The 14,917-nt window shown below is 67.7% G+C and carries 15 protein-coding genes; 13 read left to right on the forward strand and 2 right to left on the reverse strand.

Annotated elements, in window-relative coordinates:
* Window positions 1–101: 101 nt before the first annotated feature.
* From ABZ827_RS00885 to ABZ827_RS00945, 13 genes are all read left to right on the forward strand, one after another.
* Window positions 102–767: a DUF6668 family protein gene (locus ABZ827_RS00885; RefSeq protein WP_357230862.1), complete on the forward strand. Its 666-nt coding sequence runs from the start codon at window positions 102–104 to the stop codon at window positions 765–767.
* A 93-nt stretch (window positions 768–860) separates the two neighbouring features.
* On the forward strand, window positions 861–1,160 hold the full coding sequence (locus ABZ827_RS00890; protein WP_357230865.1) for a hypothetical protein: 300 nt from the start codon (window positions 861–863) through the stop codon (window positions 1,158–1,160).
* A 7-nt stretch (window positions 1,161–1,167) separates the two neighbouring features.
* Window positions 1,168–1,437: a hypothetical protein gene (locus ABZ827_RS00895; RefSeq protein ID WP_033241575.1), complete on the forward strand. Its 270-nt coding sequence runs from the start codon at window positions 1,168–1,170 to the stop codon at window positions 1,435–1,437.
* Between the two features lie 31 nt (window positions 1,438–1,468).
* Window positions 1,469–2,113 (forward strand): hypothetical protein, encoded by a 645-nt coding sequence (locus ABZ827_RS00900; protein ID WP_357230869.1) that lies wholly within the window; start codon window positions 1,469–1,471, stop codon window positions 2,111–2,113.
* Window positions 2,110–2,916, forward strand: a complete 807-nt coding sequence (locus ABZ827_RS00905) for a hypothetical protein (RefSeq protein ID WP_357230872.1) — start codon at window positions 2,110–2,112, stop codon at window positions 2,914–2,916. The genes ABZ827_RS00900 and ABZ827_RS00905 overlap by 4 nt, the downstream gene beginning before the upstream one ends.
* Before the next feature lie 5 nt (window positions 2,917–2,921).
* Window positions 2,922–4,490: a hypothetical protein gene (locus ABZ827_RS00910; protein ID WP_357230875.1), complete on the forward strand. Its 1,569-nt coding sequence runs from the start codon at window positions 2,922–2,924 to the stop codon at window positions 4,488–4,490.
* A complete protein-coding gene (locus ABZ827_RS00915; protein ID WP_357230878.1) occupies window positions 4,487–5,977 on the forward strand; it encodes an SCO6880 family protein in 1,491 nt (496 codons plus the stop codon). Before ABZ827_RS00910 ends, ABZ827_RS00915 begins: the two co-directional genes overlap by 4 nt.
* 7 nt (window positions 5,978–5,984) lie before the next feature.
* Window positions 5,985–8,045, forward strand: a complete 2,061-nt coding sequence (locus ABZ827_RS00920) for a hypothetical protein (protein ID WP_357230881.1) — start codon at window positions 5,985–5,987, stop codon at window positions 8,043–8,045.
* 23 nt (window positions 8,046–8,068) lie between these two features.
* Complete coding sequence (locus ABZ827_RS00925; RefSeq protein WP_357230884.1) at window positions 8,069–8,350, forward strand: transposase; 282 nt, start codon at window positions 8,069–8,071, stop codon at window positions 8,348–8,350.
* A 13-nt stretch (window positions 8,351–8,363) separates the two neighbouring features.
* Entirely contained in the window at window positions 8,364–10,031 is a 1,668-nt protein-coding gene (locus ABZ827_RS00930) for a peptidoglycan DD-metalloendopeptidase family protein (protein WP_357230887.1), read from the forward strand.
* Window positions 10,028–10,627, forward strand: coding sequence for a hypothetical protein (locus ABZ827_RS00935; protein ID WP_357230890.1), 600 nt, complete (start codon window positions 10,028–10,030; stop codon window positions 10,625–10,627). The genes ABZ827_RS00930 and ABZ827_RS00935 overlap by 4 nt, the downstream gene beginning before the upstream one ends.
* Window positions 10,628–10,656: 29 nt before the next feature.
* On the forward strand, window positions 10,657–12,537 hold the full coding sequence (locus tag ABZ827_RS00940) for a TraM recognition domain-containing protein (RefSeq protein WP_357230893.1): 1,881 nt from the start codon (window positions 10,657–10,659) through the stop codon (window positions 12,535–12,537).
* Complete coding sequence (locus ABZ827_RS00945) at window positions 12,534–12,974, forward strand: DUF4913 domain-containing protein (protein ID WP_357230896.1); 441 nt, start codon at window positions 12,534–12,536, stop codon at window positions 12,972–12,974. Before ABZ827_RS00940 ends, ABZ827_RS00945 begins: the two co-directional genes overlap by 4 nt.
* Window positions 12,975–13,055: 81 nt before the next feature.
* Here ABZ827_RS00945 and ABZ827_RS00950 read toward each other — a convergent pair whose 3' ends face one another.
* Window positions 13,056–13,652: a hypothetical protein gene (locus ABZ827_RS00950; protein WP_357230899.1), complete on the reverse strand. Its 597-nt coding sequence runs from the start codon at window positions 13,650–13,652 to the stop codon at window positions 13,056–13,058.
* Window positions 13,653–13,962: 310 nt separating this feature from the next.
* Window positions 13,963–14,841: a peptidylprolyl isomerase gene (locus tag ABZ827_RS00955; protein ID WP_357230902.1), complete on the reverse strand. Its 879-nt coding sequence runs from the start codon at window positions 14,839–14,841 to the stop codon at window positions 13,963–13,965.
* Window positions 14,842–14,917: the final 76 nt, after the last annotated feature.

A 14,917-nucleotide genomic window follows, 5' to 3' on the forward strand; every position in this document is an offset into this window, starting at 1 on the left:
TCCGCTGACCGCATGCAGCAATCAGGGGAGGCATCATGTTGCGATACCTCCGCCTTCGCTCCGGCCTCCGCTGACCGCATGCTCCATTCGGGGGAGGCATCATGTCTGTTGCTATGAATCTTCCTCGTCGACCAGAACGTAACGCCGCAGCCGGAGTGGTGCCCCCGCCGGAATCGCGCCGCGCCGAGATGTGGGACCGCCCGGTCCCGGGTGCCGGGCGCGCCCCGCTGGTGTGGCTGCTGGGGGTGCACGGCGGCGCCGGAGCCAGCACTCTCGCGCATATCCTGGCGCCCGCGGCGGATTCGGGCCGGCGCTGGCCGGGCGTTTTCGAACGCGAATCGCCCTTCGTCGTCCTGGTGGCCCGGGAAACCATCGCCGGGCTGACCAGCGCCCATGATCTGCTGCGCCAGCACCACGCCGGTCTCGCCGGACCCAGCGAGGTGCTCGGCCTGGTGACCGTGGCGGCGCGTCCGGGCCGGATGGCGCCGGAGATCCGCCGCTACCGTGATGTCGTCGCCTCGCTGGCCGGGCAGGTGTGGCAGGTGCCGTGGTATGAGGAGTGGACGCTGGTCGAGCCGGAGAAACTGCCGGTGTGGACGCCGGGGGTGGCGGTCACCGCGCAGCGCCGGCGCCGGATCGATCCGCTCGACGAAGTTCCGCTGGATATCCGGGAACTCGGTTCGGAGATCGTCGCGGCCGCCCGTGCCGCACTGGAAGAATCGGAGGCCGCCCCCTCCCGGGGCCGATCGAGATTCGTGGAGGAGTGATGCCGTGACCGTCGTCGAGCACGTTTCCCGTCCTACGATCCCCGCGCTCGCGTGGACCCGAGTTTGCACCTCAGCTATCGAGAAAGGCACCCGATGAGCACCGTAACTCTTGCGGTTCAACAGGCCTACGACACCGTCGTACTGGCGCAGGTGGGCAATCCGACCCCGGAAGCGCCGCCCGGTTCGGACAAGATTCTGGACCTGGTCAGCTATCTGACCTGGTTCGTGTTGCTGTCCGGTATCTGCGGCATCATCTACGCGGGCGGCAAATTCGCCTGGGAGAAGTGGACCGGTGGCGGCCTGGAATCACCGAAGATGGTGGCCGGGGCGATGATCGGCGGGGTGGTGGCCACGAGTGCCGGCACCATCATGAACTCCGTCATCGGAACGTGAGGTAGGGATGGATCTGGTCGGGGCGGCCGGTGTTCTGGCTTATAAGCAGATGCCGGCCGAGGTGCTGGAACCGCTGATGCAACTGCTGAACTGGCTGTTGTGGTTCGTACTCATGGGATGCCTGGCGTGGTTGATCGTCTCGGCGGGCAAATTGTGGCTCACCTTCAAAGGCGATCTGGCGATGAACGATGCCTCGCACGGGGTGCTCATGAGTTTGCTCGGCGCGGCTGTCGCCAGCACTGCCTCCGGTATCGCCCTGGCGTTCCTGCCCGGATGAGCCGGGGCGAGGCGAGGGGAACTACCCACGGATGAATTCGACCGAAACACCGGCCGCGCATCGGTTCGGTGCGTTCCGCGCCGCCGCCGGACTGCTGTCGGCGGTACTGCTGGCCGGCGCTGCCGGTTGCGGGGACGGCGACGCGGCGGCGCCGCCGGATCTGTCCGCACCACCGACGACGGTACGCTGGGTGCCTTTCCAAGGCGTACCGCTGCCGCAAGCCGATCAGGGTCCGAAGTCGGAAACGGACGGTGCGGCAACAGGTTTCGACCAGTCCCCGCCGGGCGCCGGGGTTGCGGCGATGGTGCACGCCGTGCGACTGTCGGTGGCCGATGACAGTCAATGGTCGAATATCGCCGCCCGGGAAGTGGTTCCGGGTCCGGCGAAGGACGAATGGGCGGTGAACCGGGTGCAGTTGTCCATCAGCGGGCCCGCGGATCCGGTCTACGCGCCGCGCCTGCTCGGGTACCGGATCACCGAATACACGGATCAGCGGGCGGTCGTGGATGTGTACAGCGAGTACTCGGACAGTTCGAGAGCGGTCAACCATACGGCCGTCGAATGGTTCGCGCAGGATTGGAGGTTACGTCTGCCCGATCCGGGCTCGACCACCCGGCCCATCGAGCCGATCGATGAACTACCCGGTGACACAGTGAAAGTGGAGGCACCGAAGTGAGCGGGAAGGAGACCCATCAGCGTGACCGCGTCTCCTTCGGTGTCGTGGCGTCCGCGGCGGTACTGGCACTGATCGTAGTGGTGGGCGTTGTCATGTGGTCCGGGCAAGAAGACGAGCCCGTAGCCGGGCCGGCGCCCGCGGCGGCGGTGGGTGAGGGTTTCGCCGATCCGGATCTGGATGTGTTCAACCGCAGAGTCGATATCCCGAACAATCCGGCGGGCCAGGTCCTACCGCAGGATCCGTCGCCACAGCGCAATCCGGCCGATCCGGATTGGCTCACGGCGGCGCCGGCGGGCACCACCACGCCGCGTGGCTGGCAGCGGGTGTACGGGGCGTCCGTACCGTTCTCGACCTCCGATGGTCCGCAACGGATCGAAGATGGTCTGGCAGTGGGGTATTCGCATACCCCGCAGGGTGCCGCGCTGGCCGCGGCCCAGATCACCTACCGGCTCAACGCCCGGCCCGCGCACCGCGATCTGTACGTGCGGCAGGTGCGCGTATCGGCACAGCAGATCGCGGCCTACGACAAGGCGCTGGAATCGGAACTGCTGCCCGAACAGCAGCCCGAATCGGTGACCCGGTATCTGGTCGCTTCTGATGCCTTCAAGATCGACGACTATGCCGACGATATGGCGATCATCCGGCTGGCGCTGCGCGCTCCGGCGCTGGACGGGAAACCGGTATGGGTGACCATGCGGCTGATCATGGTGTGGGACGCGGGTGATTGGCGGTTGAAGCCGACCACCTCGCCGAACACACAGACCGAGTATGTCGAATCGCTGGAGGGGTGGACTCGATGGTGATTCCGATGTTGGGACGGAAAGTGGAAGCTCAACAACTGCGCGAAGACAGCGAACCCGGCTCCCGGCAACCGGCGCCCGCCACTTCCCGGCGGGTCTCGCTGGCCAGACGGTTTGTCACCATCTTCGCGGTGATCTTCACCGTGATGGTCACAACCCCGGCCGTGGCCAACAGTGAGCCCTACGGCTGGGACGAGACCTGCAACCAGATACACGACACGCTCGACGACCTGGGTATTCCGGGAATCTCGCTCGGTGATGCCGCCTCGGCGGTATGTAAGGCGGGTAATGCGGGAGCCCATCCCGGCGAGGCCGCGACGGCCGTGAAGGACAAGGCCTGGGATTCGACCTTCGGCAAGGTGGTCGATTCGCTGATGAACGGTCTGGGCGAGGCCATCATCATGGCGCTGACCTTCTGGATGAAGGTGCCCAACGAGGTCGCCAGCGATTCGGGCACGCTCTTTACCAAGATCAACGACTACACCTATCAGGTGCAGATACTCCTGCTCATCGCCTCGATCATCATTACCGGTCTACGTCTGGCCGAGGCCAGACGCGGGGCCGCCATGGACGAGGCGGCCGAATCATTCCGGATGTTCACCAGAGTGGTGTTCAGTTCCTGGATGCTCGGCGCGGTGATCGTCGCGGGAACCCAGGCCTCGGACCGGTTCGCCGAGTGGATAATCCAGGATTCCACCGACGGCAATGCCCGCAACCTGGCCGAGCTCATGGTGAAAACCAGTAAACTACAGGCCTTCTCGCCAGGTCTCGTGCTCATCATCGCCATCGTCGGTTTGCTCGGGGCACTCGCCCAGATCGTGCTCGCGATCGTGCGGCAAGGATTGCTGGTCATCGCGGCCGGAGTGCTACCGCTGGCCGCCGCGGCCTCGGGGATGAGTACGGGTAAACAGTCCTATCAGAAGCTGGTCGGCTGGATCATCGCGTTCATGTTGTGGAAACCGGTGGCCGCGATCGTGTACATGATCGCGTTCACCACCGCGGGCCATGTCGACGAGCTGACACCGGCCGGTGGTCTGCCGGATATCGAAGAAGCCCAGCGCATGCTGGTCGCCATTGTGCTTCTGTGCAGTGTGGCATTCGTCCTGCCGGCCCTGATGCGGCTGGTGACACCGGCGGTCGCGATCGTGGGCAGCGGCGGTTCGGGTCTGACCGCGACGGGCGGCACGCTGCTCGCGGCGGCGGGCCTCGGCGCCATGGGTACCAAGGCAGTGGGCGCGAAGGGCGCGGCCGCGCCGGGTCGGGCCGGATACGTCGGCGGCTCAGCGGGTCCGCCGCCACCACCCGGCGGCGGTGCCGGTGGTCGCGGTGCCCCGCGCCCGACGCCACCCCCACGCGGCGGAGGCGGCGGAGCTCCGGCACCGGCGGCGCAGCGGTCGGGTGAAGCGCCACGGGGCGGCGGTGTACCGTCCGGTGCTAACCGCGTGGCCAGCGGAATCGGCGCCGCCCGGTCCGCGACCTCCGGAATGACCCGCGCCGACCAGGCCATGGGCGATGTCGCGGGCGACCGCTGGACCAACCGTTCCCCCGACCTCGGTAGGAGCACCATCCCGCGATGACCAGCACCGAAACCTACGAACGCCGCTCCTACGGGTTGTGGCAGAAACCGCGCAGCGCCGGCCTTTTCGGCCTGCGGTGGGAAGAGACCGTGCTCGGCTTCGTCGTGGTGATCACCGCGCTGGTCGTCGCCATGGTCGGCGGTTTCCAGTGGGGTGCCGCCGTGGGCGGGGCCGGTGTGGTGATCATGGCGCCCCTTGTCATGCGGCGTGGGGGTCGCTCCGGCTACGAGACGGGATTGATGATGTTCCATTGGATGCGTTCGCGCGGCCGCGGTGAGCATGTGTACCGCGGCGGTCGATTCTCCCGGGTGCCGGGTGGTTTCACCCGGCTTCCGGGGCTGCTCGCCCCCTCGAAGCTCTACGAGGGTATCGATGCCGGCGGCTACAGCTTCGGGATGATCCATCTGCCGCAATTCGCCCAGTACACGGTGGTGTTGCGGGCGTGGCCGCAGGGTCACGAAGCGGTGGACCAGCCGGTTATCGACCGCTGGGTCTCGGCCTGGGGCACCTTCCTGGCGTCGGTCGGCCAGACCAGCGATATCGTCGCCGTCGTCCCGGTGATCGATACGGTTCCGGAAACCGGGAACCGGCTGCTCACCGAGGTTTCCACGATCACCCGGCCGGAGGCCCCCGACCTCGCCCAGCAGGTGATGTACGAACTGGCCACCGAACTACCCCAGGAACGGGTGCAATTGCTGCCCCGGGTCGCGATCACCTTCAAGGCCACCACTGCCGAACGGCGGAAGAATCCGGCCGAGGAAGCGGTCGAGATCGGCCGCCGGCTACCCGGTATCTGCGCCGCGCTCGCCGAGGCCGGGGTCCGGGCCCAGCCGATGTCGGCCGACGAGGTCATCGGGTTCATCCGGCGCAGTTACGATCCGGCGTCACAGGCCGATCTCGAGGTCGCCGCGGGCGAACCGGAAGGACACGGCCTGGACTGGGCGGACGCGGGACCGGTCTCGCACGATGAGAAGTGGGACTCCCTCCTGCACGATGGTGGCCGGTCGGTCACCTGGGAGATGGACACCGCCCCGGAGGGCGCGGTGGACGAGCGGGTACTGCAGCGTCTCCTCGCGCCCAATCCGGAGGTGCCGCGGAAGCGGGTCGCCATCGTCTACCGGCCGCATTCGGCGGCCGATGCCGCGGAAATCGTGGACGACGATTTCAAGAACGCCCTGGTCGCGCAGCAGAGCGAACGCGGTGTGGTCTCGGCGTCGGCGACCCTGCGGGTCGGCGCGACCCAGCAGGCCCGCGAGGAGCAGGCCCGCGGGCACGGTGTCACCCGGTTCGGTGCGCTGGTCACCATCACCGAACCACTGCGCGGTGATCTGCCGCGTATCGAAGCCATTACCCGCGACCTGTCCACACAGGCCCGGTTGAAGATCCGCCGCTGCTATCGGTATCAGTCGGCGGCTTTCGCGGCATCGCTCGGCTGCGGGGTGATCCTGCCCGAGCACGCGACCATACCTAAAGCATTGGCAGGGTGAACGACTGATGGTACGCGAGCACGAGCCACCTGTGCGGGAACGGAATCGAGTGCGGGTCGCCACCGGCGACCGGGCACGCTCGAACAGGGACGAGCAGCGGCACGGGCGGGATACCGAATACGGTCCCGAATCCGAGCGGCGACGCGAGGACGGCCGCGCGCGTACCGGACGACGGGGCAGGACTGCGCAGAGCGGCGATCGGGACCCGCGCGAACGCGGTGCCGGGAATCGGGAACGGGTCCGGCGCACCCGGGTCGACACCACCGCGGACCGTGCCATGGGCACACCGGAATTCGACAAAGCTGCGCGCCGGGCGCGGGTACGGGCCGAAAAGCGCCGGCAGTCGGGCCCGCCGCTACTCGATCCGGCGACCCGTTCCCGGTTGGAGGAGGTCAGCCGGGAGGGCGCCGGTCTGCGAGCGGCTTGGGCGACCTTCCGCGTCCGCACCGACGATATCCGCCGGCGTAACTACGAGGCTCGCGTCGAACAGGAGTTCCAGGACAGTTTCGACCGGCAGACGGCCCAGTTGACCGACCGCGGATATGCCGGGGCCGGCGGTGGCCGGATGAACGTGGTGGGCCGTCCGGTCGAATACCGGGCCACGACCGCCCAGGTGGCCGGTCTGTGGCCGTGGTCGGTCGGTGCCGGTGCGCCGTTGATCGGCACCCCGCTGGGTTCCCATCTGCATACCGGGGCGCCGGTGTGCTTCGATCCGATGAACTGGTTCATGCGCGGTAGTTTCATCACCGCGCCGAGCCTTTTCGTTCTGGGTCTCAACGGGTTCGGGAAATCGTCGCTCGTCCGCCGGATCGTCCTGGGCGGGGTCGCGCAGAACATCACCCCGATGATCCTCGCCGATGTCAAACCCGACTACCGGCGGCTGGTGGAACTGGTCGGTGGCCAGGTGATCGATCTGGGTTACGGGCACGGCAAACTCAACCCGCTCGCCGGCGGGGTGCTCGGCGATATCGTGCCGCGCCTGGAAGACCACCCGGACCTGCAGCGCCAGGTGCTACAGGATCTGCATGCCCGGCAGGTCACGCTGATCGCCGGCTTGGTGGAACTGGTGCGCGGGGCGCGGGTGCGCGACTACGAGGAGACGCTGATCTCCACCGCGTTGCGGATCCTGTACCGGCCGGGTAGCGGTCATACGCCGGATCAGCCGCCGATCATGGAGAACCTGCTGGAGGTCATCGTCGCCGGAGGCGAGGAGCTGACGCTCGACGCCGGTGCCGACAACTCGTCCGAATATCAGGAAGCGATCAGGGGTTTGCGGCGTTCGTTGCGCGCCCTCACCCAGGGCCCGTTCGGTGCGGTCTTCAACGGGCAGACCACGGTGCCGATCGATACCGATTCGGTCGCGGTGTGCATCGATGTCTCCCATATCCCCCAGGGAGACAAGAAACTCAAGGCCGCCGTCATGCTGGCCTGCTGGGCCGACGGTTTCGCCGCGGTGGAAGCGGCGCATACCCTCACCGACGCCGGGATGGCGCCGCAGCGGTACTTCCAGGTCGTCATGGACGAGCTGTGGCAGGTACTCGGCCTGGGTGACTTCATGGTGGACCGGGTCGACGAGCTGACCCGCTTGCAGCGCGGTATCGCCACCGCGCTGATCATGATCAGCCACACCATCAAGGACCTGCAGGCGCTGGGTTCGGAAGCGGCCATCGCGAAAGCGCTCGGTTTCCTGGAACGGGCGCGCGCCAAGATCTTCGGTGCGCTACCGGCCGAAGAGATCAAACGGCTGGACAGTACGGTCCCGTTCACCTCCGCCGAGGAGGAGATGGTGACCAGCTGGTCGGCTCCGCAGGCGCTCACCGGCGAGGCACTCAAACCCGGCCAGCTGCGCCCCGCTCCGCCCGGCACCGGCAAGTTCCTGCTGAAGATCGGGGAGGACCGCCGGCCCGGTATCCCGTTCCATATGGAGTTCACCGCGGCCGAGAAACTCAGCGGAATCCACGACACCAACCAGCGTTTCGACGAGTTCACCGCGCATCCCGGCCGGACCGGCGGCGGTGCGGTCCCCGCCCCGGACGGAGCGAATCCCGGGGGAGGGGACGGGTTATGATGCCGCACCGCTCGTATCGGCGGGTGTCGCCCGAAGTCCGGGCCGCCGCGGTGGAGCAGGTCAACACCCTGACGGGCAAATTGCGCAGCGAATCGGAAGCGTGCCGGGTGGTGGCAGAACAGATCGGGGTGCACACCAATTCGGTGCGGAACTGGGTACGGGCAGCGGAAGGACCGAACCTGGAACGGCTGGATACGGTGGCGTTGCGGCGGAAGGTCGCGTTATTGCAGCAGCAGCTGGCCGCCGCCGCGGAGGTGAACCGGGCGCTGGCCGATACGCTCAACGAATCCCGGCGTCGCACGTGAACCAGGCGCCGCCGTGAACGCGAAATCGGTGCTGTGGACCTCGCTCGGACTGGTCCTCGGGCTGATGACAGTGGTGCTGGTCATCGTGATGCCCGCGGTCGACGACCCCTGCGAGGGTGGTTCGGTGGTCGATCCTGAAGGGACGACACAACCGCCGCCCGGCGGATACCCCCCGGGCGATCAGCGTGCCGCCGGTACCGCCCCGAGTTCCGCCGCGAACCCCGCGGCGACAGCGACGCCGTCGCTCGCCGCGGACGCCGGCCCTCTGGGCCGTACCTGGCCCATGGCCGCCGGAACGTTCTCCGTCTCCGATGTCTTCGGCTCCCGCGGCGGCGAGCACCGGGGTGTCGATCTGGCCGCGCCGGACGGAACTCCGATCTTCGCGGTGGCCGACGGGGTGGTGGTGGCGGCCGGTGCGGCGTCCGGTTTCGGCAACTGGATCGTGGTCGATTCGGTGGACCCGGGCAACGGCCGGTCGTATTCGGCCGTGTACGGACATATGTGGCAGAGCGGGGTACTGGTTCGGGTGGGGGAGCAGGTGCGGGCGGGTCAGCATATCGGCGCGGTAGGCTCTGCCGGCGAGTCCAGCGGTCCTCACCTGCATTTCGAGATCGTGCCCGGAGGCCGGTTCACCGGTGGCCGTCAGATCGATCCCATGCCGTGGCTCGACGGGGCCCCGACCCCCGATGTCGGTGGCGCCCGCGCCCATTCGACCGACCCCGAGTGTGCGCGCGGCTTCGGTACCCAGGGAGGGGCGCTGGCCGTGGGGAAGGTACCGCCCGAACTCGAGATCTGGTATCGCCGTGCGGGATCGCTGTGCCCGGAAGTGACGCCGTCGCTGCTGGCCGCGCAGGGGCGCCAGGAATCCGGTTTCCGGCGCGGTCTCACCTCCCCGGCGGGCGCGCAGGGTCTCGCGCAGTTCCTGCCCGGAACCGCTGCCGGTACGAACCCGGACGACGGAAAACCGTATGTCATCGATGCCGACGGCAACGGGGTGGCCAGCGTCTGGGACGACGGTGACGCCATTGTCGGCCAGGGCCGGTATATGTGCGCGATCGCGCACAAGGTCAACGGCTGGATCGCCGAGGGCCGGGTCCAGGGTGATGTGGTCGCCTTGACCCTGGCCGCCTACAACGCGGGCGAAGGTGCGGTACTGGCCTCCGGCGGAATGCCGAACCAGGTCGCCGCGCACTACTCCGAAACCCAGCCCTATGTGACGAATATCCTCTCCATGGAAGCGGAATACCGGGATCCGGGCGCTTCCGGCCGGTTCTCGCCCGATACCGAGGCCACTCCTGGCGACCAGGTCGTCCGGGCCGCGCACGATTGGCTGGGGACCCCGTACGTCTGGGGCGGCGGTGGGCCGCAGGGGCCCAGCGGCGGCGGGCTCGACGGACCCGGTTTGACCTCGGCCGCGGTGTTCGCCGCCTCGTCCGGAACCGTTTCGCTACCGCGCACTGCCGAACAGCAGTGGGAATCCGGCGCGGAGGTGGCGCTCGCCGAAATGCGGCCGGGCGATCTGGTCTTCAGCGAGTTCGCCGCCCGCGGACCCGCTCAGGTCGGTATCTACACCGGCAACGGGCAGATGATCCACGCGGCACCCGCCGGGACCGCGGACTCCGCCGGGGGTGTCGCCCAGGCTGCCGTGCCCGGTGACGCCCGAGCGAGGAGAGTGCTGTGAACACGCGCGGATCGACACCTGGTTCGAGTTTCGGAAGGTTAGCCTGGAACGAGAAGACGACTGCGGGTGCGGGACTGGTGGTGGTGCTGATGCTGGGCATCACGATGCTGAGCGGCTGCGGCAGCGATGCCGCGGAAACGGGCAGCGGCCCGGCCGTTTCGACCACGCGGCGGCTGGAGGCCGTACCGGCACCGGATCCGGTGACGCCCGACGGTGTCGCGGTGGCGGCGCTGCGCGAGATCTATCACTGGGAACCCGCCTCCGAGGTACCGGGAGGTTCGCTGGAGCGGGCACGGAAATACCTGGGCCCCAGTTTGGTACGGGTGCTCGACGCGTCGACGGCGTCCGCGGCCGCACCGGGTGTCTCCCTGCGCTGGGGTGAATGGGCGGCGGCGGGCGCGCGCGTCGAGGCGTTCACCTTCGCGTCCGGGGACCGCCCGCCGGACGGGCCGGATCCCGGTATGCGGCAGTACAAGATCGGAATCGAGCAGACCGTCGTCTACCCGGACGGCCGCAAGGAGCCCTTGGCGCCGGCCACCGTTATCGCGACCGTGGTACGCACGCCCGAGGGCTGGCGGCTCGACGGCTATCGGTGACCGCGGCGGGGACCACTGAGGAGGCAGGTATGGCGAAACAGAAACCGGTGAAGGATCCGGCCGTCAAGGGGCCCGATCCGACGCTCATCTCGATCTACGTCGGCGGTGCTGTCGTAGGCACCGTCTGGATTGCGCTGCATCTGGGCAATATGCTCTCCCTGCAGAAACAGGATATGCCGGTCAACCCGATCGCCATCGCGGCCGGAATGGTCAAGGGGGAGCTGCGCTGGCCCACCGGTGCCACGGTGATCCTGGTGCTCGTCGTCGCCGCGCTGGTGGGTTTCGTGCTGTGGCGCCGGTGGGCCGCGGCCAAACGCAGCGTGGGCCGGCTCGCTGTCGACGACAAGGCCGGTGTGATGGGGAACGGTGGTGCGATTTCCGCACTCACCGAGGCCGGTGTCCGGGAGAAGGCACAGCAGCTCGGTGTGCGGCTCGGCTACACCGATTCGCCCGGCGTACCGATCGGAGTCGCTGTCGCCGACGGCACGATGCTGTACGGCTCCTATGAGGATCTGCATCTCGACATCTGGGGTCCACGCCAGGGGAAGTCCAGTTCACGGGTCATCCCGGCGATCCTCAACGCCATCGGCCCGGTGCTGGCCACCTCCAACAAACGCGATGTGGTCGATGCGACACGGGATGTCCGGGAGAAGAAGGGCAGTAAGACCTTCGTATTCGACCCGCAGGGCGTGGCCGCCGAGGAAGCCACCTGGTACTGGAACCCGCTCGATTGGGTGGATGCCCACAGCGACGGATGTGAGATGCGGGCGGCCCGGCTGGCCGGCCATTTCGCCGACGGCGACAGCGGCTCGGATGCGAGCAACGACAACTATTTCGATCCCGAGGCCGAGGATCTGCTGGCCGGTCTCTTCCTGGCCGCCGCGGTGGGGAACCGGCCGATCACACAGATCTGGGAGTGGGTGACCAACCCGCAGAACACCGAACCGATCCAGCTGCTACGCGAGGCCGACCACGACTTCTCGGCGTCCGGCCTGGCCTCGCAGTACAACGCCGATCCGCGCACCCGCAGCGGTATCTTCGGTACCGCGAAGAAGATGGTGCGCTGCCTGAAGCTGCGCAATGTGCACAAATGGGTTACGCCGCGAACGAATACCGACGAACGGGACCGGGTCCAGTTCGACGAACTGGAGTTCATCGAGAAGAACGGCACGCTCTACAGCCTGTCCCTGGAGGGCCGGGGCTCGGCCGCACCGCTGGTGAGCGCGCTGACCGAGGCCGTGGTCGATGTGGCCATGCGCAAGGCGTCGCGGTCGGCGTTCGGGCGGCTGCCGATACCGCTGCTGGCGGTGCTGGACGAGGCCGCGAATGTGGTGCGCTGGAAGGATCTGCCCAAGCAGTACAGCCACTTCGGGTCACGCGGCATCGTGGTCATGACCGTTCTGCAGTCGTGGGCCCAGGGCGCCCGCTGCTGGGGCGAGGACGGGATGAACGCGCTGTGGTCGGCCGCGAATATCAAGGTGTTCGGTAGCGGCGTCGACGACGCGAACTTCCTGCGGGAGCGGTCGGAGGCCATCGGCGAGCATTCGGCGATCTCGGCGTCGGTCTCCGAATCCAAAGGCAGTAAGAGCTATTCACGGTCGCTGGGATCGTCGAAGACCTTCACGGTGCAGGCGCTGGCGACACTGCCACGCGGCCGGGCCATCGTATTCTCCTCCGGAGCCCCACCCGTTCTGGTGCGTACCGTGCCATGGTGGGAAGGCGAATACGCGTCGCAGGTGAAGAAGTCCATCGAACAGCACGACCCCCAGCGCAAAACGCTGGTCACCGATCTCATCGGCTCACCGTCGCTGATCAAACGGACACCCCCGGAACCGGAAAGCGGGCCGGGAGAAACACCCCCGGGGCCGGACAACGGACCGGACGACAGGCAGGAGGTTCGCCCGCTGTGACCGAGACGACCCAAGAGCAAGGACTGCTCGTCTACCAGAACGTGGTGGAGTTCGTCGAGAACTACCTCAGCGTTGTCTATCGCCGCCAGGTCAGCGACCTCAGCGATACCGTCTGGTGCCCGCAATGGTGGAAGCACACCGAAGCCGTGGTCCGGCTCGACGCGGTGTGGCGGGCCTGGGAGCATCTGCGACAGGACCCGGCCACCGGTATGAGCGTATGGTTCCTCGACCACGCCGACCCGCATATGGCGGTGCTGCTCGATCCGCGCGGCCCGTTCAAATACTGCAGCGTTCGCAACGGCCACAAGGATATGCTCGGCCCGCTACCGCTGGCCGCGCCGCCCCAGGGCATGTTCAGCCAGCCCGGGGACCGGGACTACGCGGTCGAGGACGCTGCGCCGGCCGGCGGCATCAAAATCGCCGACCCACGGCCCTGACCGTGGTGCGGCACCGGATGACCGGACGAGAAAACGCCCGTCGGTGACGGGCGTTTTCTCGTAACGGCGGGGCAGGGATGCCTAGCGGCTCCGTTCGAGACCGCGGACGCGGGCCAGCTCCTGCTCACGGGCCCGCTGGACCGCGGGCGTCCGGTCCGGGCGGTTCCGTGCGGCCTCGCTCGCCGGGCCCGCCTGGCCCACTTCGACCAGCATCCGGGCCGCCGCGAGTTCCGGGGCGATACCGATTCTGGCCAGGTGGGCTGCCAGGGCTTCCCGGCGCTGCACCGAGTCGTAGCCGGCCGCCGACGCGGCTCCGCCCAGCTGATCGGATTTATCGGACATCCGCTCCAGCGTGAAGCGGTCCTTTTCCAGTTGGACTCCGCGGTATCCGCTCGTTTCGCGTTGCGGGACCGCGGTACCCGGTTTGACCTCCGCCACCGACCGCGAAATGGTCTGGGCCAATGCGAGATTACGTGGATCCTTGGCCTTCGCATCGCGGGCCTCGCGGATCTGCAACTCCCGGGCCTCTTTCACCCGCGCCTCGGTGAGTTTCACCCGCGCCTCGGCCTCGCGCTGACCGCGTTCCCGTGCCTTGAGCGCGACCAGGGTCGCGATCTGCAACATCGTCTTCATCATGGCCGCGGTTTCCCGGCCGATATCGTCCAGTTCCTCGGACATGGCTGCTCCCGATACTGCGGTGGTCACTATGGGTGTTCATGGTGCCCGGCTACGGCGGGCCGCGCCGGGCGAATCGGGATTCGCCACACGGCTCGCGGACCGCCCGCCGAGTCCTCGCCTTCCGGATAGGTTCATCCGGAAGAACCCGCCGGCAGCGCCCGGCCCCGAACGGCGACCGGCGAGCGCGACATGGTCACGCGCACTCCCTGATCCGAGATTACCCGAGAAACAGGGGCACAGTCTTGGCAACGTAACGCCGACCAGCATATATCTACGGATTCGGTCCGGGACCGAACTCGCCCGGCGGGTATCAGTCGATACGTACCGAATTCAGGGTGACCGGCTGGGTCGGCTTCCCATCTCCGGGACCGTTGGATTCGTCCTGGCCGAGACCTTCGATGGTGTCCAGGGTCGCCAGCCCGGCCTCGTCCACCGTGCCGAAGATGGTGTAGTTCGGCGGCAGCATCGAATCGCCGTAGACGATGAAGAACTGACTCCCGTTGGTGCCCGGCCCGGCATTGGCCATGGCCAGCACCCCGCGCTTGTAGCCGATCGGCTGCTGCAGCGCCGGATCGTCCGGAGCGTACTGGTCGGTGGGGTACTCGTTGTCGAATTCGTAGCCGGGGCCGCCGGTGCCCGTACCGGTCGGATCGCCGCACTGCAGCACTTTCAGTCCCTCACCCTGGGTGAGGCGATGGCAGTTCGTACCGTCGAAATAACCCTGGCCGGCGAGGCTGGCAAAACTGTTCACCGTGCACGGCGACTCGGCGTTGTTCAAGGTCAGTCCGAGAGGACCGTGATTGGTGTCCACGCTGAGGCTCAGCTCCGCGTTGTCCCCGCCGGTCGGGATTCCCTCCGCCCGCGGCTTCTGGGCCGGCTTGGCGGCGGGCTCGGCGCTGTCACGATAGGTGCAGTTCACGGTGGCTGGTTTCGCCGCCGCGGGTGGCGGCGGTGCTGCTCCCGGGGTGCTGGACAACGAGGCATCGGTCTGTGACGCGGCGGTATCGGCGTTGTCGTCGCCGCGGGTCAGGAAATACACACCGGCCACCGCGGCGATCACCACGACGACACCGAGCGCGGATCCGGCGATGGTGAGTTGCTTACGCTTGCGCGCGCGTTCGGCCCGGTTTGCCAGCTGTCGTTCCAGCTTGCGTTTCGCCGCCGCTCGGCGCTGTTCGTTGCTCGGCACTACCACGTTCCTCCCGTGCGGCGGCCGGGGCCGGCCCGGCCGGTCGCTGCTGGTCTGTTACTTCCGGTTTTAGAGT

The organism is Nocardia sp. NPDC019395, assembly GCF_040632335.1.
In the GTDB taxonomy this organism is placed as follows: Bacteria; Actinomycetota; Actinomycetes; order Mycobacteriales; family Mycobacteriaceae; genus Nocardia.

Excerpts from the sequence above, each read along its gene's own strand:
- ABZ827_RS00885 (WP_357230862.1), top strand. The coding sequence starts at position 102 with ATGTCTGTTGCTATGAATCTTCCTCGTCGACCAGAACGTAACGCCGCA.
- ABZ827_RS00890 (WP_357230865.1), top strand. The coding sequence starts at position 861 with ATGAGCACCGTAACTCTTGCGGTTCAACAGGCCTACGACACCGTCGTA.
- ABZ827_RS00895 (WP_033241575.1), top strand. The coding sequence starts at position 1,168 with ATGGATCTGGTCGGGGCGGCCGGTGTTCTGGCTTATAAGCAGATGCCG.
- ABZ827_RS00900 (WP_357230869.1), top strand. The coding sequence starts at position 1,469 with ATGAATTCGACCGAAACACCGGCCGCGCATCGGTTCGGTGCGTTCCGC.
- ABZ827_RS00910 (WP_357230875.1), top strand. The coding sequence starts at position 2,922 with ATGTTGGGACGGAAAGTGGAAGCTCAACAACTGCGCGAAGACAGCGAA.
- ABZ827_RS00915 (WP_357230878.1), top strand. The coding sequence starts at position 4,487 with ATGACCAGCACCGAAACCTACGAACGCCGCTCCTACGGGTTGTGGCAG.
- ABZ827_RS00920 (WP_357230881.1), top strand. The coding sequence starts at position 5,985 with ATGGTACGCGAGCACGAGCCACCTGTGCGGGAACGGAATCGAGTGCGG.
- ABZ827_RS00940 (WP_357230893.1), top strand. The coding sequence starts at position 10,657 with ATGGCGAAACAGAAACCGGTGAAGGATCCGGCCGTCAAGGGGCCCGAT.
- ABZ827_RS00950 (WP_357230899.1), bottom strand. The coding sequence starts at position 13,652 with ATGTCCGAGGAACTGGACGATATCGGCCGGGAAACCGCGGCCATGATG.